Origin of the sequence: Streptomyces sp. NPDC051105 (genome assembly GCF_040682795.1) — a bacterium.
In the GTDB taxonomy this organism is placed as follows: Bacteria; Actinomycetota; Actinomycetes; order Streptomycetales; family Streptomycetaceae; genus Streptomyces.
On sequence record NZ_JBFBBR010000007.1, the window covers coordinates 115750 to 135260 of the forward strand.

Annotated in this window: 18 protein-coding genes; 7 read left to right on the forward strand and 11 right to left on the reverse strand. The window is 71.5% G+C overall.

The annotated features are described in order from the left end of the window. Positions 1–29: 29 nt before the first annotated feature. Positions 30–1499, reverse strand: coding sequence for an amino acid permease (locus tag AB0N16_RS19170; protein WP_365798112.1), 1470 nt, complete (start codon positions 1497–1499; stop codon positions 30–32). Positions 1500–1762: 263 nt separating this feature from the next. Between AB0N16_RS19170 and AB0N16_RS19175 the strand changes: the two genes are divergently transcribed. Next, positions 1763–2488, forward strand: coding sequence for a MerR family transcriptional regulator (locus tag AB0N16_RS19175; RefSeq protein WP_365798114.1), 726 nt, complete (start codon positions 1763–1765; stop codon positions 2486–2488). Positions 2489–2557: 69 nt separating this feature from the next. On the opposite strand, the gene AB0N16_RS19180 is transcribed toward AB0N16_RS19175, so the two are convergent. The 4 genes from AB0N16_RS19180 to AB0N16_RS19195 are packed head-to-tail and all read right to left on the reverse strand — an operon-like array spanning position 2558 to position 8191. After that, entirely contained in the window at positions 2558–4735 is a 2178-nt protein-coding gene (locus AB0N16_RS19180; RefSeq protein ID WP_365798116.1) for a 3-hydroxyacyl-CoA dehydrogenase NAD-binding domain-containing protein, read from the reverse strand. Between the two features lie 40 nt (positions 4736–4775). Next, positions 4776–5990 (reverse strand): acetyl-CoA C-acetyltransferase, encoded by a 1215-nt coding sequence (locus AB0N16_RS19185; RefSeq protein ID WP_365798118.1) that lies wholly within the window; start codon positions 5988–5990, stop codon positions 4776–4778. A 39-nt stretch (positions 5991–6029) separates the two neighbouring features. After that, positions 6030–7043: an LLM class F420-dependent oxidoreductase gene (locus AB0N16_RS19190; protein ID WP_365798120.1), complete on the reverse strand. Its 1014-nt coding sequence runs from the start codon at positions 7041–7043 to the stop codon at positions 6030–6032. Further along, positions 7043–8191 (reverse strand): CaiB/BaiF CoA-transferase family protein, encoded by a 1149-nt coding sequence (locus tag AB0N16_RS19195; RefSeq protein WP_365798122.1) that lies wholly within the window; start codon positions 8189–8191, stop codon positions 7043–7045. The genes AB0N16_RS19190 and AB0N16_RS19195 overlap by 1 nt, the downstream gene beginning before the upstream one ends. Positions 8192–8369: 178 nt before the next feature. Here AB0N16_RS19195 and AB0N16_RS19200 point away from each other — a divergent pair, with 178 nt between their 5' ends. Next, positions 8370–9548 carry a saccharopine dehydrogenase NADP-binding domain-containing protein gene (locus AB0N16_RS19200; protein WP_365798124.1) on the forward strand — a complete coding sequence of 393 codons (1179 nt, stop codon included), beginning with the start codon at positions 8370–8372 and terminating at the stop codon, positions 9546–9548. 187 nt (positions 9549–9735) lie between these two features. On the opposite strand, the gene AB0N16_RS19205 is transcribed toward AB0N16_RS19200, so the two are convergent. The 4 genes from AB0N16_RS19205 to AB0N16_RS19220 form a co-directional block, all read right to left on the reverse strand. Further along, on the reverse strand, positions 9736–9882 hold the full coding sequence (locus tag AB0N16_RS19205; protein WP_365798126.1) for a hypothetical protein: 147 nt from the start codon (positions 9880–9882) through the stop codon (positions 9736–9738). Positions 9883–9944: 62 nt separating this feature from the next. Then, entirely contained in the window at positions 9945–10634 is a 690-nt protein-coding gene (locus tag AB0N16_RS19210) for an endonuclease V (RefSeq protein ID WP_365798128.1), read from the reverse strand. A gap of 279 nt (positions 10635–10913) precedes the next feature. Next, entirely contained in the window at positions 10914–11246 is a 333-nt protein-coding gene (locus tag AB0N16_RS19215) for a plasmid stabilization protein (protein ID WP_365798129.1), read from the reverse strand. 47 nt (positions 11247–11293) lie between these two features. Beyond that, on the reverse strand, positions 11294–12397 hold the full coding sequence (locus AB0N16_RS19220) for an oxidoreductase (protein ID WP_365798131.1): 1104 nt from the start codon (positions 12395–12397) through the stop codon (positions 11294–11296). A gap of 203 nt (positions 12398–12600) precedes the next feature. Here AB0N16_RS19220 and AB0N16_RS19225 point away from each other — a divergent pair, with 203 nt between their 5' ends. From AB0N16_RS19225 to AB0N16_RS19240, 4 genes are all read left to right on the forward strand, one after another. Beyond that, positions 12601–13017, forward strand: a complete 417-nt coding sequence (locus AB0N16_RS19225) for an SsgA family sporulation/cell division regulator (protein WP_365798133.1) — start codon at positions 12601–12603, stop codon at positions 13015–13017. Positions 13018–13310: 293 nt separating this feature from the next. Continuing rightward, the gene (locus tag AB0N16_RS19230) at positions 13311–14948 is read left to right on the forward strand and encodes an ABC-F family ATP-binding cassette domain-containing protein (protein ID WP_365798135.1); all 1638 of its coding nucleotides are present in this window, start codon (positions 13311–13313) and stop codon (positions 14946–14948) included. Positions 14949–15046: 98 nt separating this feature from the next. After that, positions 15047–15823, forward strand: a complete 777-nt coding sequence (gene ddaH / locus AB0N16_RS19235) for a dimethylargininase (RefSeq protein ID WP_365798137.1) — start codon at positions 15047–15049, stop codon at positions 15821–15823. Between the two features lie 229 nt (positions 15824–16052). Then, a complete protein-coding gene (locus AB0N16_RS19240) occupies positions 16053–17027 on the forward strand; it encodes an acyl-ACP desaturase (RefSeq protein ID WP_365798139.1) in 975 nt (324 codons plus the stop codon). 304 nt (positions 17028–17331) lie between these two features. On the opposite strand, the gene AB0N16_RS19245 is transcribed toward AB0N16_RS19240, so the two are convergent. Both AB0N16_RS19245 and AB0N16_RS19250 read right to left on the reverse strand, forming a co-directional pair. Next, positions 17332–17943, reverse strand: coding sequence for a hypothetical protein (locus AB0N16_RS19245; protein WP_365798141.1), 612 nt, complete (start codon positions 17941–17943; stop codon positions 17332–17334). A 258-nt stretch (positions 17944–18201) separates the two neighbouring features. Next, on the reverse strand, positions 18202–18456 hold the full coding sequence (locus AB0N16_RS19250) for a WhiB family transcriptional regulator (protein WP_351705417.1): 255 nt from the start codon (positions 18454–18456) through the stop codon (positions 18202–18204). 258 nt (positions 18457–18714) lie between these two features. Here AB0N16_RS19250 and AB0N16_RS19255 point away from each other — a divergent pair, with 258 nt between their 5' ends. Further along, on the forward strand, positions 18715–19503 hold the full coding sequence (locus AB0N16_RS19255; protein WP_365798556.1) for a VOC family protein: 789 nt from the start codon (positions 18715–18717) through the stop codon (positions 19501–19503). Positions 19504–19511 lie beyond the last annotated feature (8 nt).

Consider the following 19511-nt stretch of genomic DNA (forward strand, 5'->3'; position numbering starts at 1 on the left):
GCGATGCCACTGACAATGGCGCCGACCTGCTACTTCGTGAGCTGGGACAGCTCCTTTTCGGCGGTCTGGGAGACTCGGCGCCGGACCCCGAACCAGCCCGCCACCAGCAGGGCGGCGATGAGCGGGATGAGGAGGAGGGTCTTGCGGCCCACCTCCGGGTCCTTCCACATCATGCCGAGGCAGACCAGCAGGAAGGCGATCGTGGCGATCTCGGTGAACGGGCTGAAGCGCAGACGGAACGAGGGACGGTCGACCAGACCCGCCTTCGCGCGGCGGACGAAGATCAGGTGACAGAGCATGATGATCACCCAGGTGCTGATGATGCCGAGGGAGGCGACGTTCAGCACGATCTCGAAGGCCTGGCTGGGCATCAGGTAGTTCAGGCCGACGCCGAGCACGCAGACCGCGCAGGTCAGCAGGATGCCGCCGTAGGGGACCTGGCTGCGGTTCATGCGGGCCGTGAACTTCGGGGCCGAGCCGGCCACCGCCATGGAGCGGAGGATGCGGCCCGTCGAGTAGAGGCCGGAGTTGAGGGAGGACATCGCCGCGGTGAGGACCACCAGGTTCATCACGTCACCGGCGCCCGAGACGCCGATCTTCGAGAGGACCGTCACGAAGGGGCTCTGGTCGGCCGAGTACACCGAGCCGGGCAGGAGCAGCGCCAGCAGGACGACCGAGCCGACGTAGAAGATGCCGACGCGCCACATGATCGAGTTCACCGCGCGCGGGACGACCTTCTCCGGCTCGGCGGTCTCGCCCGCCGCCACGCCGACCAGCTCCAGGGCCGCGTACGCGAAGATCACGCCCTGCATGACCAGGACGACCGGCATCAGGCCGTGCGGGAAGACACCGCCGTGGTCGCCGATGACGCTCAGGCCCGGGGTCCGGCCGTCGACCTTGTGCTGGGTGGCCAGCAGGAAGATGCCGATCAGCATGAAGCCGACCAGGGTCGCGACCTTGATGATCGCGAACCAGAACTCCATCTCACCGAAGATCTTCACCGAGATGAGGTTCACCGCCAGGACCACGGCCAGGGCGATCAGCGCGAGCGTCCACTGCGGGATGCTGGTGAACATGCTCCAGTAGTGCGTGTAGAGCGCGATCGCGGTGATGTCGGCGATGCCGGTCGTCGACCAGTTCAGGAAGTACATCCAGCCGGCGACGTACGCGCCCTTCTCGCCGAGGAACTCACGCGCGTACGACACGAAGGATCCGGACGACGGGCGGTACAGGACCAGCTCGCCGAGGGCGCGGACGACGAAGAAGGCGAAGATTCCGCAGACCAGGTAGGCGAGGGCGAGCGCGGGGCCCGCGTTGTGGAGGCGTCCGCCGGCGCCGAGGAACAGGCCGGTACCGATCGCGCCGCCGATGGCGATCATGTTGACGTGCCGGGCCTTGAGGTCCTTGCTGTAGCCGGCGTCGCCCGCGTCCGCGGGCGTCTGGGCCGCGTCGGTCCGGGTGGCGACGGCCTGTGCCGTGTCCACGGCGTTCTTGCTCACAGGTGGTTCCACTCTCTGGTGCGCCCGAGCGGGTCGCGCTCGGGTGTCCGGACGTACTCGGTCGGCGCGCTCGGTGGTGGGCACAGACCAAGGCGCCACCTTCCCCCGGCAACCTGGGCGTACGCGATGGCACACATCACAGAGCGGAACTTCTCACAAGATGGCGATCATGACATGTGAGTGAAGATCCGCTGAACAGATGATCGTGCGGCTCGCGCCCACCCCGGTGTCACAGTGCCGCTGTGACAGCGATACTGCTCCGCATGACGACCGACACCGACAGCGAGTCCGGGGAGCCGGCGCTCACGATCGACGAACTGGCCGCCCGGGCCGGCACCACGGTCCGCACGGTCCGGTTCTACGGCACCAAGGGGCTGCTCCCGCCGCCCGTGATCGGTGCGCGCCGGGTGGGGCACTACGGGCCCGGGCACCTGGCCCGGCTGGCGCTCATCGAGGAGCTTCAGCACCAGGGCATGACGCTGGCGGCGATCGAACGCTATCTGCACCGGCTGCCGCCCGGGCTGAGCCACCACGACCTGGCCATCCACCGCGCCGTGGTGGCCTCCTGGGCCCCGGACACCGAGGAGACGGTGACCGCCGGGGAGCTGCGGCGGCGGGCCGGGCGGCAGCTGGACGAGGGAGATGTCGAGCGGCTCGTCGCGATGGATGTCGTACGGCCCGACGGGGACGGTTACCGCGTCGACCCGGGGCTGCTCAGGCTCGCCGTGCAGCTCCTGGACGTACCGCTGTCCGAGAAGGCGATCCTGGCCGCGCGCACGGTGCTGATCGAGCACTCGCGTGCGGCCGCCCACGCGCTGTCGCAACTGTTCCGGGCCGAGGTGGCGGAGCGGACCGAGCAGGACGTGAAGTCCCTGTCCGCGCATATGCAGCCGCTGGTGGTGCAGGCGCTCCTGACGACGTTCCAGCGCTCGCTCAAGGAAGAGGTGCACCAGTGGCTCGCCGGCTCGGACGAGGACCTGTCCTCCTGAGGGCCGGGACCAGGCCGGACGCCACCCGGGCGTCCGGCCTGTGGTGTGTCGCCGAGCGGCACGGGCCGGTCAGCGGCCGTCGGTGAAGGTCTCCCCCTTCTCCGCCTTCGCCACCAGCAGCGCGGGCGGGTTGAACCGCTCGCCGTAGGTCTCGGCGAGTTCACGCGCGCGTGCCACGAAGCCGGGCAGGCCCCCCTCGTAGCCGTTGATGTACTGGAGGACGCCACCCGTCCAGCCCGGGAAACCGATGCCGAAGAGCGAGCCGATGTTGGCGTCGGCGACCGAGGTGAGGACGCCCTCCTCCACGAGGCGGACGGTGTCGAGGGCCTCGGAGAAGAGCATGCGCTCCTGCATGTCCCGGAACGGGATCTCGTGGCCGGGTTTGGTGAAGTGCTCACGCAGGCCGGGCCAGAGCGCGGCGCGCTTGCCCTCCTCGGCGTAGTCGTAGAAGCCCGCTCCCCCGCTGCGGCCGGGGCGGCCGAACTCGTCGACCATGCGGTCGATGACCGCCTCGGCGGGGTGCGCGGTCCAGGTGCCGCCGGCCTCCTCGACGGCCAGCTTCGACTCGCGGCGGATCTTCTGCGGCAGGGTCAGGGTCAGCTCGTCCATCAGGGAGAGCACCTTGGCCGGGTAGCCGGCCTGGGCCGCGGCCTGCTCGACGGAGGCGGGCTCGATGCCCTCGCCGACCATGGCGACGCCCTCGTTGATGAAGTGGCCGATGACCCGGGAGGTGAAGAAGCCGCGCGAGTCGTTGACGACGATCGGCGTCTTGTTGATCTGCCGGACCAGGTCGAAGGCGCGGGCCAGGGCCTCGTCGCCGGTGCGCTCGCCCTTGATGATCTCGACGAGCGGCATCTTGTCGACGGGCGAGAAGAAGTGCAGGCCGATGAAGTCGGCCTGGCGCTCCACGCCCTCGGCGAGGGCGGTGATGGGGAGCGTGGAGGTGTTGGAGCAGAGCAGGGCGTCGGGGGCGACGACGGACTCGATCTCCTGGAAGACCTTGTGCTTGAGGGCGGTGTCCTCGAAGACGGCCTCGATGACCGCGTCGCAGCCGGCCAGGTCCTGGGGGTCTCCGGTGGGCGTGATCCGCGCGAGCAGCGCGTCGGCCTTCTCCTGGCTGGTGCGGCCCTTGGCGACGGCCTGTGCGCAGAGCTTCTCGGAGTAGCCCTTGCCCTTCTGGGCGGCCTCGGCGGAGACGTCCTTGAGGACGACGTCGATGCCCGCGCGGGCGCACGAGTAGGCGATGCCGGCGCCCATCATGCCCGCGCCGAGGACGGCGACCTTGGTGACCTTGCGGGGCTCGATGGCCTTCGGGCGGTTGGCGCCGGAGTTGACGGCCTGGAGGTCGAAGAAGAACGCCTGGATCATGTTCTTCGAGATCTGTCCGGCGGCCAGCTCCACGAAGTAGCGGGCCTCGATGACCTGGGCGTTGTCGAAGTCGACCTGGCTGCCCTCGACGGCGGCGGCGAGGATGCGGCGCGGCGCCGGGTAGGGGGCGTTGCTGGTCTGCTTGCGCAGGGTCGCCGGGAAGGCGGGCAGGTTGGCCGCGAACTTCGGGTTGGCGGGCGTGCCGCCGGGGATCCGGTAGCCCGGCGTGTCCCAGGGCTGGCGGGACTCGGGGTTGGCGTCGATGAAGGCGCGGGCCTTGGCCAGCAGGTCCTCCGGTGACTCGGCCACCTCGTGGATGAGCCCGTTCTGCAACGCGCGCGTGGCGTTGTACTGGGTGCCCTGGAGGAGGACCTTCAGCAGCGCGTCGGCGATGCCGAGCAGGCGCACGGTACGGACGACTCCGCCGCCGCCCGGGAGCAGGCCGAGAGTGACCTCGGGGCAGCCGATCTTGGTGCCGGGGGTGTCGAGGGCGACGCGGTGGTGGCAGGCCAGGGCGAGTTCGAAGCCGCCGCCCAGGGCGGCGCCGTTGATGGCGGCGACGACGGGCTTGCCGAGGGTCTCGATACGGCGCAGGTTGCGCTTGACGGCGAGGCCGCCGTCGAAGAGGTCCTGAGCGGTCTCGGGGGTGACCCGGATGAGGTCGCGCAGGTCGCCGCCGGCGAAGAAGGTCTTCTTGGCGGAGGTGAAGACGATGCCCCGGATCGAGTCCTGCTCGGCCTCCAGACGGTCGGCGACCGCGGCGAGGGACTCGACGAAGGCCGCGTTCATGGTGTTCGCGGACTGGTTGGGGTCGTCCAGGACCAGGGTGACGACGCCGGTGTCGTCCTGTTCCCAGCGGATGGTGGTGCTCTCGGTCATGTGAGGGTCTCCGTGAGGTCTCTTGGTTCCGCCGGGGTTTTCAGACGCGCTCGACGATCGTGGCGATGCCCATGCCGCCGCCCACGCACAGGGTGGCGAGGCCGTAGCGCTTGTCCTGGCGCTCCAGTTCGTCGACGAGCGAGCCGAGGATCATCGCGCCGGTGGCGCCGAGCGGGTGGCCGAGGGCGATGGCGCCGCCGTTGACGTTGACCTTGTCCAGGGACAGGCCCATGTCCTTGACGAAGCGCAGCACGACCGCCGCGAACGCCTCGTTGATCTCGACCAGGTCGATGTCGTCGATGGTGAGGCCGGCCTTGGCGAGGGCCTTGCGGGTGGCGGGGGCGGGGCCGGTGAGCATGATGGTCGGCTCGGAGCCGGAGACGGCGGCCGCGATGATCCGCGCGCGCGGGGTGAGGCCGTAGCGCTCGCCGATCTCCTTCGAGCCGATGGCGACCAGGGAGGCGCCGTCGACGATGCCGGAGGAGTTGCCCGCGTGGTGGACGTGGTCGATCCTCTCGACCCAGTGGTACTTCTGCAGGGCGACCGCGTCGAAGCCGCCCAGCTCGCCGATGTCGGCGAAGGAGGGCTTGAGCTTGGCGAGGGAGTCGGCGGTGGTGCCGGGGCGCAGGTGCTCGTCGTGGTCGAGGACGACCAGGCCCGCGCGGTCCTTCACGGGGACCACGGAACGCTCGAAACGGCCCTCCTTCACGGCCGTCGCCGCCCGCTCCTGGGAGAGGGCCGCGTACTCGTCGACGTCCCGCCGGGAGAAGCCCTCGATGGTGGCGATCAGGTCGGCGCCGATGCCCTGCGGCACGAAGTTCGTGGCCAGATTGGTCATCGGGTCGTTGAACCAGGCGCCGCCGTCGGAGGCCATCGGCACCCGGGACATGGACTCGACGCCGCCCGCGAGGACGAGGTCCTCGAAGCCCGAACGGACCTTGGCTGCGGCCATGTTCACGGCTTCCAGGCCCGAGGCGCAGAAGCGGTTCTCCTGCACGCCGGCCACCGTGTCGGGCAGGCCGGCGGCGATCGCGGCGATCCGCGCGATGTCGGAGCCCTGGTCGCCGACCGGGCCGACGACGCCGAGCACGATGTCGTCGATCGCGGCCGGGTCCAGGCCCGGGAAACGGCCCTGGATCTCGTGGATGAGACCCACGACGAGGTCGATGGGCTTGGTGCCGTGCAGGGCGCCGTTCGCCTTGCCGCGGCCGCGCGGGGTGCGGATCGCGTCGTACACGTACGCTTCGGTGCTCACTGACAAGCCTTTCAACGAGGGTTCGGGGGCGGTAGGGGGTCAGAGCCAGTTCTTGACGGTCTCGACCAGGCGGGCCGGGTCCGGGCCGACAGGGGTGACGTCGAGGGTGGTCACGCCCGCCTCGCGGAAGGCGGCGATGCGGTCACGGACGTAGCCCTCCGGGCCGCACAGGGATATGAGCTCGCAGAACTCGTCCGGCACGGCGGCCGCCGCGTCCCGGTGGCGGCCGGCGAGGTACAGCTCCTGGATGAGCCGGGCCTCCTTCTCGTAGCCGTAGGCGACGGCGAGGTCGTTGTAGAAGTTCTTGCCCGGTGCGCCCATGCCGCCGACGTACAGGGCGATCCTGGGGCGGGCCAGGTCGCGGGCGGCGGCCGCGTCCTCGCCGATGGCGAGCAGGCCGCCGGCGACGATCCCCAGCGGTCCGAGGGCCGGGTCACGGCGCGCGGCGCCCTCCGCCAGCGGGGTCCCCCAGACGTCCTGTGCCTTCTCGGGGATGAACAGGGTGGGCAGCCATCCGTCGGCGATCTCGGCGGTCATCCGGACGTTGGCGGGGCCGAGGGAGGCCACGTACAGCGGGACCTCGGCGCGGACCGGCCTGGTGAGGATCTTCAGGGGCTTGCCGAGGCCGCCGGGGCGGGGCATGTCGGTGATGCCGTGGTGGTCGATGGTCTCGCGGCGCAGGATCCGCCGGGTCAGCTCGATGGTCTCGCGGGTGCGGCCGAGGGGCTTGTCGTAGGCCTTGCCGTGCCAGCCCTCGACCACCTGCGGGCCGGAGGCGCCGAGCCCGATGATCGCCCGGCCGCCGGAGATCGCGTCGAGGCCCGCGGCCGTCTGGGCGATGAGGGCGGGAGTGCGGGAGTAGACGTTGAGGATCGCGGAGCCGATCTTCATCCGCTCGGTGCGGGCGGCCAGGTAACCCATGATGGTGGGCGAGTCGAAGCCGTAGGCCTCCGCGACCCAGACCGTGTCGAGGCCCGCCGACTCCAGCGCGGCCGCCTGGTCCGCCGCGGCGCGCGGGTCGCCCGCGTAGTCGAGGAAGGTCGAGAGCTCCATCAGGTGGTGTCCTTGTCGTCGTCGAGCAGGGCGGGCACGGCCCAGTCCCGGGCCACCTCGGTGGTGTCCCCGCCCGGCCGGGCGGGGGCGGTGCGCACGGCCGTCGGGGTCACGGAGAAGCGGGGGGCGGGGGCCGGCTGGGTGATGCCGCCGTGGTCGGTGAAGGTGCCGCGGGCCGCCAGGTGGGGGTGGTGCGGCGCCTCGCGCAGGGAGAGCACGGGGGCCACACAGGCGTCGGAGCCCTCGAAGACGGCCGTCCACTCGTCCCGGGTGCGGGCCTTGAAGCGGGCGGCGACGCGCTCGCGCAGCTCGCCCCACCGGGTCCAGTCCTTACGGGCGTCGGCCAGGTCGTCCAGGCCGCCGAGCAGCCGGAGGAACTCGGCGTAGAACTGCGGCTCCAGGGCGCCGACCGCCATGTGTCCGCCGTCGGCGGTCTCGTAGGTGCCGTAGTACGGGCAGCCGCCGTCCAGCAGGTTGGCGGCGCGCCGGTCCTGCCAGCCGCCGGCGGCCACCATGCCGTGGATCATCGCGGCGAGGTGCGCGGTGCCGTCCACGATGGCGGCGTCCACGACCTGGCCGGAGCCGGTCTCGCGCGCGTGGTGCAGCGCGGCCAGGACGCCGACGACGAGGTAGAGGGAGCCGCCCGCGTAGTCGCCGAGCAGGTTGGCGGGGACCGCCGGGGGTTCGTCGGGGCGGCCGATCATGCCGAGGGTGCCGGTGAGGGCGATGTAGGCGATGTCGTGGCCCGCGCGGTGCGCCAGCGGCCCCTCCTGGCCCCAGCCGGTCATCCGGCCGTAGACCAGGCGGGGGTTGCGGGCGTGGCACTCTTGCGGGCCGACGCCGAGCCGCTCGGCGACTCCGGGCCGGTTGCCCTCGATCAGGACGTCGGCGCGCTCGGCCAGGTCGAGGACGCGGGCCGGTCCGTCCGGGGCCTTCAGGTCGACCAGCACCGAGCGCTTGTTGCGGTTGGTGACGTCGTAGGCGGGGTCGATGGCGAGCCCGGGGCCGCCGGGCCGATCGACGCGGACCACGTCGGCGCCCAGGTCGGCCAGGAGCATGGCGGCGAACGGCCCCGGTCCGATGCCGGCCAGCTCGACCACGCGCACGCCGGAGAGCGGGCCGTGTCCTGGCGTCCCTGCCGTGGTCATGCCGCCCCCAGTCATTGACATAACTGATGTAACACCGATGATGCTAGGAACACGTTCCACCGGGCACAAGAGTGGACGAGCAAGCGCTTAGTCAAGATACCCGGTGGGGGTGCGTCCGCACTCCTCACGCTAGCCTCAGCCACCGACAACGGCGCGGGTTGCACGACCGGAAGGTGTCATGAGCAGGCTGAAGACGACGGACCGTCCCTACGACATCGTGCTCTTCGGGGCCACCGGGTTCGTCGGCGAGCTCACCGCCGACTACCTCGCCGCCCACGCGCCCCAGGACCTGCGCTGGGCGGTCGCGGCCCGGGACGAGCGGAAACTGGAAGCGCTGCGAGAGCGGCTGCCGGCCGGCACAGAGGTCGGGCTGCTGCGCGCCGACGTCGCCGAGCCGGCCACGATCCGCGCTCTCGCCGAGCACGCGCGGGTGGTGGCCACGACGGTCGGTCCGTACGGCCGTTACGGCGAGGAGCTGGTCGCGGCCTGCGCGGACACCGGGGCGGACTACCTGGACTTGTGCGGGGAGCCCGAGTTCGTGGACCTGACGTACGTACGGCACGACGCACGCGCGCGGGAGACCGGGGCCCGCCTGGTGCACGCCTGCGGCTTCGACTCGGTCCCGCACGACCTGGGCGCGTACTTCACGGTCCGCCAGCTGCCCGAGGGCGTGCCGCTGACCGTGGACGGCTTCGTGACCGCCGACGCGACCTTCTCCGGGGGCACCTTCGCCTCCGTCCTCGACCAGTTCGCGCGCCCCCGCCAGATGATCGCCGCCGCCCGGGACCGTGCCCGGCACGAGCCCCGGCTGATGAGCCGCCGGGCGACCGCGCCCGCCGGGCCGCCGCGCTTCGCCACGGAGATCGGCGCCTGGGCGCTGCCGCTGCCCACCATCGACGCCCAGATCGTGCGCCGTTCGGCGAAGGCCCTGGACCGCTACGGCCCGGACTTCCGCTACCGGCACTACGCGGCCGTCAAGCAGCTGCCGGTGGCGCTCGGCGGGGTCGCGGCCGTCGGCGCCGTCGCCGCGGCCGCCCAGCTGCCGCCCGCCCGGCGCTGGCTGTCGGACCGGCTCAGGCCCGGGGAAGGCCCGAGCGCGGAGAAGCGGGCCCGCAGCTGGTTCAGGGTCCGGTTCGTCGGAGAGGGCGGCGGACGGCGGGTCTTCACGGAGGTCTCGGGCGGCGATCCCGGCTACGGCGAGACGGCGAAGATGTTCGCCGAGGCCGCGCTGTCCCTGGCCTACGACGACCTGCCGGCGACGGCCGGACAGGTCACCACCGCGCAGGCGATGGGCGACGCGCTGACCGAGCGGCTGCGCGCGGCCGGGATCGGCTTCCGGGTGGCCGCGACCCGCTAGAGCCTGTCGTGTGGATCAGGTCGGAGGACAGTGGCGGGGCTGGTCGGCGCCGGTGAGCGGGGTCTGGTGCGTGCGGCTGCACGGCGGAGGAGGGAGTCGGTGCGGAGCATCGGCGAGTGACGACCACGCCGCAGCCGTGCGTGCCGGACCCCGCGTCTGCGGCATGATCCGAACGACCGGCCCTAGGTCAGGACTGCCAGGCCACCACGGTGCAGAGCATCCCGACGATCCAGGCGAACCCCACCACCACGGCGAGGACGAGTGCCGCGTTGACGGCGCGCTCGACGGGCTGGGCGGGGTCTGCGACGGGCTTGGGGGTGCGGTGTGTCGTCATGGGGGTCACCCTGCCGCCGGGACCGGGGCGGCCACATCCGTACTCGTACTCAGTACGGGTACTCAGGCCTGGGCCTCCCGCAGTGCCCTGCGGCACAGCGCGTCCGCGCGGCGGGTGGTCTCCGGCAGGCGGTACTCCGGGGTGAGCGCCAGCGTGTGGGCGCAGGCGTTGTCCAGGCTCACCCGGTGGCCGACGGAGACGAAGACCGGCTTGACGCCGTCCCGGGTACGCAGCGCGCGGCCGACCTCCTCGGTGCCGGCGAGGAGCGGTGTTCCGCTGCCGCGCGGGGCGTGCGGGGCGTCGTACGCGAAGGCGAAGGGGTTCTTGGCGACGCCGATCGTGGGCAGGCCGGTGAGGACGCCGAGGTGGCTGGCGAGGCCGAAGCGGCGCGGGTGGGCGAAGCCGTAGCCGTCGCAGACGACCAGGCCCGGCGGGCAGGGCAGGGCGTCCAGGGCGGCCCGTACGGTGGGGATCTCACGGAAGGCGAGCAGGCCGGGGACGTACGGGAAGGAGACCTGGCCGACGGCGGTGGCCTCGGCCACGGGCTCCAGGGTGGCCGCGTCCAGCACGACGGCCGCCGCGGCGACCAGGTCCCGCTCGTCGTCATAGGCCACGTCGACCCCCGTGACATGGCCCACGCCGGGCGCCGGTCCCGGCTCGTCGAGCACCACCCGCCCCCGCAACTCGTCCTGCACGGCCAGGGCCGCTTCCTCGGTGGCGGGCCAGCCCGCCGGTACACGTACGGTCGTCATGGTGGCCACGAGCGTACGACGCCCCACGCGCGCGTGCGGCGACGACTCGAGAGAGCACCCGGCACGCGCCCCGCCACGCGCGCGTGCCGCGCCGGATGCCCACAGAAACCCGGGCGCACGGCCCCACTCACCGGCGTACGCCGACGGCTCGGAACAGGAGCCGGCACGCGGGGGGCGGGCGAAGCAGGAGTCGGTGCGGGGCGTCGCTCACGCGCGGGCGCCGGGTCGGGCGAAGCGGAATCCCGCCCCGCTCGGCCCGGCTCGCTCGTGCCGGGCGGGTCAGCTCTTCTTGGCGTTCAGGGCGCGCTGCAGTTGTGCCTTGTTCATGTCCGAGCGGCCCTCGATGCCGCGCTGCTTGGCCTCCTGGTAGAGCTGGTCGTAGGTCGGGCCCGCGGCGCCGCTGTGCGAGCGCTTGCCGCCGCGCCTGCCGGAGGACATGTCCTGGGTGGACGTACGGCTGGCGGTTTTGGACTCGCCGGAGCGGGCGCGTTCCTTGTTGACGGTCCGCGCGGCGATCTCCTCGGCGCGCTGTTCGCTCTCGCCCCGGTCGAGCGCGCTGTCCTTGATGTGCTCGTACTGACGTTCCCGCTTGGGGCTGGATCCACGTGGCATGGCCACCGCTCCTTTCGTGGATGTGCTCGCCACCGGGTACCCGCGGGTCAGCGCTCCAGACGTGCCACCCGTCCCCGCTCACCGGCCGCCCAGCAGGTGAGGTCGGGGGTGCAGTCGACGGTGTCGTAGGAGCCGGTGTCGACGGTCCGCCAGGTGCGGCCGCCGTCGGTGGTCAGGTCGGTGCCGGTGGGGCCGACGGCGAGGGCGGCGGTGCGGCTGTGCGGGAGCCAGGCCGCGCCGGAGCGGTAGGCGGGCGGCGGTGTGGTCGCGGACTGCCAGGTGCGGCCGCCGTCGCGGCTGACCGCGGCCGCCTGCGGGGAGGGCTGGTCGGGGCGGTAGTCGCCGCCGACCGCGAGGCCGTGGGTGCGGTCGCGGAAGGCGAGGGCGAAGACACCCTTGGCCGGATCTCCGGCCGGGACGGGCGTGTCGGTGGCGGTCCAGGTCACTCCGCGGTCGGAGGAGTGCAGCACGCGCGCGTGCGCGCCGCCTCCGGTGGCCAGCCAGGCGTCCTTCGGCCCGGAGGCGACCAGGCACTGGCCGCTGGCCGCGAAGCCGGCCTCGCCGTCCAGGGCGGCCGCCATCCCGGTGCTGGGCAGCACCCGCCAGGAGCGGCCCCCGTCGCCGGTGGCCAGGATGCGGAACTTCCCGTCCACCGGGTCGCTCACGGCGAGGCCGTGGCGGTGGTCGAAGAAGGTCATGCAGTCGTAGAAGGCGGCGGGGTCGGAGTTGCGGAACGACTCGGTCCAGGTCGCCCCGCCGTCCTCGGTGCGGTAGACGCGGGACGCCTCGCCCTCGCCGATGGCCAGCACCACCGCGCGACGCGCGTCGAACGCCTCGACGTCCCGGAACTGGAGGTCGCCCGCGCCCGGCGGAGAGACGTTCCGCCAGGTCGTCCCGCCGTCGGTGGTGCGCAGCACCGTGCCGGCCGTTCCGGCCAGCCAGGCGGTGTGGCGGTCGACGGCGGTCAGGCCGCGGAACCGCACGTCCGGTGTGCCGGTGTTCTTGAGCACCCAGTGCGGTGCCGTTGCCGAGGCGTGCGCGGAACCCGCGGTCAACGCGGCCAGCGCCGCCGCGCACGCGACCCCCACCGTCACCGCCCGGCTCGTACGTCCCGTCCGTCCTGCCCGCCGCGTGCTCCCCAAGCGCCTCATGGCGCCGGAAGTTAGCCCACTGTCCCGCCGCCGTCCAGAGGGCCCTGCCGTCGCAAGGGCCAGGTAAGCCCCAGGTGTGAATGAGCCCGGTGACAGAGGTCACCCGCACTTCGTGTGCACGGATCGGCCGCTTCCGTCGTCTCTTCCAGTGCCAGGACTTGTCCGCCCGGAAATTCGTCCAGCCGTCGCTAGGGAGCAAGGGTTTGTCCACTGTCATCGAGCAGCCCGTGGAGGCCCGCCTGGTCGCCGCGTCGCCGCGTATGCCGAGTATTCCCGCCAGTCTCCGCTACGACAGCGAGGACCCCTTCGCCGTCCGTATGACCTTCCCGGCCCCGGCCACCCTGGAGGGTGTCGACGTCTGCTGGACGTTCGCCCGCGAACTGCTCACGGGCGGCCTGCACGCCCCGGAGGGCGAGGGGGACGTCCGGGTACGGCCGTACGGCTACGACCGGACCGTGCTGGAGTTCCACGCCCCCGAGGGCACCGCCGTCGTCCATGTGCGCACGGGCGAGATCCGCCGGTTCCTGGAGGCGACCGGTGACCTGGTGGCCGCCGGTCTCGAACACCTCCGGCTGGACCTGGACCACGACCTGGCCGAGCTGATGCGGGACGCCTGCTGAGCCGTCCCGCGGCGCCGGCGGTCAGCCGAGCGGGCTCGTGGTTAATCGCGTTGACACCCCGTTGGGGCCCTCCTACCTTGTACGACGGCTCTGTTGCCGTCGATTGGAGAAGGACGTTGCTCGTCTGAGGACCCGAGACACCGCGTCACACCCGTGAGGTGTGTCTGTGGCGTTCGACCTCGGCGTGCGGGCCGTCCTCCGGCACGGGATCCCTTTCCCGGCCCCTCGGCTGCTGTCTCGCGGTGTCTCGACACGCGTCTGTCCCCGACACCGCAAGCAACCGCGAGGCGCCCATGTCTGCTTCCGTCACCTGTACGTCCCTCTCCTTCTCCTGGCCCGACGGCTCCCCCGTCCTCGACGGCCTCGATGTCGCCATAGGCCCCGGCCGGACCGGTCTCGTCGGCGTCAACGGATCAGGGAAATCCACGCTTCTGAAGCTCATCGCCGGTGAGCTCACCCCGTCCGACGGCACCGTGAAGGTGGCCGGCGACATCGGATACCTCCCGCAGAACGTCACCCTGGACACCGCGTTGCGCGTCGACGAGGCGCTCGGCATCGCCGCCCGGCGGGCCGCGCTGCACGCCATCGAGGCGGGCGACGCGTCCGAGGGGCACTTCGAGACGCTCGGCGACGACTGGGACGTGGAGGAGCGCGCTCTGGTCACGCTCGGCGAGCTCGGACTCGGCCACATCGGACTCGACCGGACCGTCGGCGAGGTCTCCGGCGGCGAGTCGGTGCTGCTGCGGCTGGCCGCGCTGCTCCTGGACCGGCCCGACGTACTGCTGCTCGACGAACCCACCAACAACCTCGACCTGTACGCCCGCAGGCGGCTGTACGCGGCCGTCGCGTCCTGGCCGGGCCTGCTGATCGTGGTCAGCCACGACCGTGAACTCCTCGACCTGGTCGACCAGATCGCCGACCTGCGGGCCGGGGAGGTCACCTGGTACGGCGGCAACTTCTCGGCGTACGAGGAGGCTCTCGCCGTCGAACAGGAGGCGGCCGAGCGCATGGTGCGGGTCGCCGAGGCCGATGTCCGCAAGCAGAAACGCGAACTGTCCGACGCCCAGGTCAAACTGGCCCGCCGCAAGCGGTACGGACAGAAGATGTTCGACCAGAAACGCGAGCCGAAGATCGTCATGGGGGCGCGCAAGCGATCGGCACAGGAGTCCGCGGGCAAGCACCGCATCATGCACGAGGAGCGGCTCAGCGAGGCGAAGGAGCGCCTGGACGAGGCGGTGGAGGCGGTACGGGACGACGACGAGATCCGCGTCGAACTGCCGTACACGGCCGTCCCGCCGGGCCGGAACGTGCTGACGCTGGAGAACCTGGAGCTCGCGCACGGCTCGCGGGTGAAGGGGATCCTCGATCTGCGCGGGCCCGAGCGGATCGCGTTGATCGGGCGCAACGGAGCGGGCAAGACGACGCTGCTGCGCACGATCGCCGGGGAGCTGGCGCCGGTGGCGGGCGAGGCGCACGCGCATGTGCCGCTGCGTTTCCTGCCGCAGCGGCTGGACGTGCTCGACGGGGAGCTGACCGTGGCCGAGAACGTGACCCGGTTCGCGCCGGGTGCCACCAACAACCGGATCCGGGCCCGGCTGGCCCGCTTCCTGTTCCGGGGCGCCCGCGCCGACCAGCAGGCGGCCACGCTCTCCGGGGGCGAACGCTTCCGGGCGACGCTGGCCGCGCTGCTGCTGGCCGAGCCCGCCCCGCAGCTGCTGATGCTGGACGAGCCGACGAACAACCTGGACATGGCGAGCGTCCGGCAGCTCACCACGGCCCTGGAGGCCTACCAGGGTGCCCTGATCGTGGCCAGTCACGACCTGCCCTTCCTGGAGTCGATCGGGATCACCCGCTGGCTGCTGATGGCGGACGGGGAGCTGACGGGCAGTACGCCGGAGGAGGTGGCGCGTCTCAGGACGGGCACAGCCTGAGGGCGGGGGTTTTGTCGACACGGACCCGCCCTGCATGATGGCGGTCCGGCGCCCCGACAATGGGCGCCGGACCGAACCGCCGACCCCGGAGACCCGTCGTGCCCAGCAAGAAGGCCCTCATCCGCCGCCCCAGCCCACGCCTCGCCGAAGGTCTGGTGACGCACATCGAGCGGGAGAAGGTCGACGTCGAGCTCGCCCAGGAGCAATGGGAGGCGTACGCGGAGACGCTGCGCGCGCACGGCTGGGAGACCGTCGAGGTCGATGCGGAGGACGACTGCCCGGACTCGGTCTTCGTCGAGGACACGGTCGTCATGTACAAGAACGTGGCGCTGATCACCCGGCCCGGCGCCGAGTCCCGGCGGGAGGAGACCGCCGGGGTCGAGGAGGCGGTGGCCCGCCTGGGCTGCTCGGTGAACTGGATCTGGGAGCCGGGCACGCTGGAGGGCGGTGACGTCCTCAAGATCGGCGACACCCTCTACGTCGGCCGCGGCGGGCGTACCAACGCGGCCGGGGTGCAGCAGCTGCGGGCGGTGTTCGAACCGCTGGGCGCGCGGGTGGTCGCCGTACCGGTGAGCAAGGTGCTGCATCTGAAGTCGGCGGTGACCGCGCTGCCCGACGGAACGGTTCTGGGGCACATCCCGAACGTGGACCGGCCCTCGCTGTTCCCGGGCTTCCTGGCGGTGCCGGAGGAGGCGGGCGCCCATGTGGTGCTGCTGGGCGGCGGAAAGCTGCTGATGTCGGCGAGCGCCCCGAAGACGGCGGAACTGCTGGCCGACCTCGGCCATGACGTGGTCACGGTGGACATCTCCGAGTTCGAGAAACTCGAGGGATGTGTGACCTGCCTCTCGGTGCGGCTGCGGGAGTTGTACGTCTGACCGGGTGATCGAGCCATCCCTCCGGCCCTGGGACCTGCGGGTCCCGGGGCTGTGTGGCATGTCCCGATGCGCCTTGGGCACCGCACCTGATCAGCGGTCTTTTACGGCGCGCTTAACCTACGGCTTCGTAACCTACGGGTTCGTAGCCTACGATCACGTAGGTTTCCGGCACCGCTCGCCGGTCTCCTCCCGTACATCCGCTCTTGTTCGGCGTCCCCCTGGAGTTCTCGTGACGATCACTTCTCCCCACCTCGACAGCTCGTCCGCATGGACCGACGCGCGACTGCTGTACGCCCTGGAGGAAGTGGTCGAGACGGAGCTGAACCGCCATCTGAAGGTCGCCAAGGACTGGATGCCGCACGAGTACGTGCCGTGGACGGACGCCCGTAACTTCCCCGGTTTCTTCGAGGACGGCGTGGCCTGGGGCAAGGAGCAGTCCAAGGTCACCGAGATCGGCCGGATCGCCCTGGTGGTGAACCTGCTCACCGAGGACAACCTGCCCAGCTACCACCACGAGATCGCCTCGCTGTTCGGCCGGGACGGCGCCTGGGGCACCTGGGTGCACCGCTGGACCGCCGAGGAGGGCCGGCACGGCATCGTGATGCGTGACTACCTGCTCGCCTCCCGCGCGGTCGACCCGGACAAGCTGGAGGAGTTCCGGATGTCGCACATGAGCGAGGGCTTCGAGTCCGACAACAGCCACTCGATGCTGCACTCGGTCGCCTACGTCGCCTTCCAGGAGCTCGCGACCCGCATCTCGCACCGCAACACCGGCCACCAGTCCGGCGACCCGGTCTGCGACCGGATGCTGGCCCGGATCGCGACCGACGAGAACCTGCACATGGTCTTCTACCGCAACCTTCTGAAGGCCGCCTTCGAACTCGCCCCCGATCTGACCATGCAGGCGGTGCGGGACGTCGTCGTGAACTTCCGGATGCCCGGCCACGGCATCCCCGGCTTCGAGCGGGCCGCCGCCCAAATGGCCATCGGCGAGGTCTACAACCTGCGCATCCACCACGACGACGTGATCCAGCCGGTGCTGCGCCACCTGAAGGTCCTGGAGATCGACGGCCTCGGCCCGGAGGGCCGCCGGGCACAGGAGGAACTCGGCCTGTTCATGGGCGGGCTGGACGCGGAGGCCCTGAAGTTCGACGAGAAGCTGGCCGCGCGCAAGGCACGGATGGCGGCGCGCGCCGGCGCGTGAACCCCCGAGGGACGGGCGCGCGGATTTCCCCGTGCGCCCCGTCCGTGGCCGGAGGTCGACCCGGTCCTGCGCGCCGACCACGAGCCGCCGCCGGTCCCGGACCGGGTCGCCCGCATCGGACTGGTGCCGGCCCTGCGCGAGTCGACCACGAGGGGCGCCGCGCGGGAGGCGACCTTTATGGTCTACCGGCGCGGGCACTGGCAGACGGTCGCGGAGGCGGACCGCGAGAACTCCCTTCCCGGTTACGTCCGGTGGGCCTTCCACGGCACGACCGAGGAACTGGTCGTGACCGCCGGGCCGTCGCCTAGGCGGCCGCCCGCTCCTTGTAGCGCTCCGGGTAGCGTTCGGTGAACTTCACCGCCCAGACCAGCAGGACGATGGGGATCACCCAGTTGAACCAGTCGCTCTGTCCGGGCAGGCGGATGGCCAGCCAGGTGGAGAGGGCCATCAGCGCGAAGACCACGCCCCAGGCCGTGGTCAGCACCATGTTGACGTGGGTGAAGACGGGCGAGCCCCAGTACTCGCGCGGCACCGAGTGACGGGCGTACTGCGCGGTGAAGGGGTCGGAGAGCAGGGAGCCGAGCGCCACGACGGCCACCACCGCGTTGGAGATGACCTGGGCGTACGTCTCCAGCCAGATCAGCTCGTGGCGGTCCAGGGCGAGGGCCAGGACGCAGAGCACGGCGAAGAACACGATGGCGACCATGTCCAGCAGGAAGAACCGGCCCCGGAGCATGTCCTTGCCGGACAGTACGACCGCCGCGACCAGTGCCGCCAGCGCCGCGTACTCCCAGGTGCTGGGGCTCGCGACGACGCCGAAGATGATCCACGGGGCGAAGGAGAAGAAGATGCTCCCGGTGCCGACGGGTTTCTCGGCCCGGGTTCTGAGGGCGGGCCGCTGTTCCGTGTGTCCCATGGGAGCTCCTCCCATCGCCACCTGGCTCTCCTACCAGCGTGCCGCGCGAGCGGGCCGTCCGCATGCTCTCCGCCGTGCGGCACGGCCAGCCGGTCCAGCCGTTTCGCGCTGACGGGGGCCTGGCGATCGTGGTTCGGCCGGTCCGCGGCGATCGTGGTTCGGCCGGTCCCCGGGGGTCGTGGTTCAGCCGGTCCCCGGCGGTCGTGGTTCAGCCGGTCCCCGGCGGTCGTGGTTCAGCCGGTCCCCGGCGGTCGTGGTTCAGCGGGAGGCGCGCCGGAGTTCCAGCCGCTCCTTCTCGGACAGGCCGCCCCAGACGCCGAAGCGTTCGTCGTTGTCGAGGGCGTACTCCAGGCAGGCCGAACGCATCTCGCACATACCGCAGATGCGCTTCGCCTCGCGCACCGAGCTGCCGGGCTCGGGGAAGAAGAAGTCCGCCCCGGTCTGCGCGCACAGCGCCTGCGCGTGCCAGACCGGGACGGGCGTGCGGGGTGGGATGGTGGTGTCGAAGTGCATGGCCAGGATCGTGCCAAGCGGCGAAAAACGTTCGATCAACGCCCGCTCAACGCAGACGCGACGGACCGCACCAGCCTCGATCATGCGCGACGGCACCACGCCCGCGCACGGCGGCGCGCGCAACGGAATCAAAACCCGGCGAGTGCGTCGTGTGACTCACGGTAACCGGGTTCCGGTGGGCGCGCTCCCCAGCGATTGTCAGTGGGCGGTGGAAGACTCGGCTCTGCAATGCACGGGACCCTTCCGAGGAGGGCGATGATGCTCACCACCCGTTTCGTCAACGGCGCTCCCAACTGGATCGACCTCGGCACCCCCGAGATCGACGGCGCCGTCTCCTTCTACAACGGCCTCTTCGGCTGGCAGTTCCAGTCGGCTGGGCCCGACGCCGGCGGTTACGGGTTCTTCCAACTGGACGGCAGGACCGTCGCCGGAGGTATGCAGACCACTCCCGAACAGGGCCCGCCGAGCTGGACCGTGTACTTCCAGAGCGGGGACGCACAGGCCACCGCCAAAACCGCCGAGCAGGCGCACGGCAGCGTCCTCGCCCAGCCGATGGACGTGATGGACCGGGGCCGGATGGCGATCCTCGCCGACCAGGTGGGCGTGCCCTTCGGTATCTGGCAGCCCGGACTGACCAAGGGCGTGGACATCGCGGGCGATCCGGGTTCGCTGTGCTGGGTCGAGCTGTACACCCCGGACATCGCGGCGGCCGCCGCCTTCTACCACAAGGTGCTCGGTCTGGAGACCTCCGGAGTGCCGTTCCCGGGCGGCACGTACACCTGTGTCAACCCGGCGGACGGCGACGACGACTCGATCTTCGGCGGCGTGGTCCCGCTGGCCGAGGACCCGGCCGAGGCGCAGATCGGCGCGTACTGGCTGCCGTACTTCGAGGTCGAGGACCCGGACGCGGTGGTGGAGAAGGCACAGCAGACCGGTGGCAAGGTGCGGATGCCGGCGACCACGCTGGAGGGTGTGGGCCGGATGGCCAAACTTGCCGACCCGTACGGCGCCCGGTTCGCGGTGATCAAGGGCGAGCAGCAGAGCTGAGGCGGATC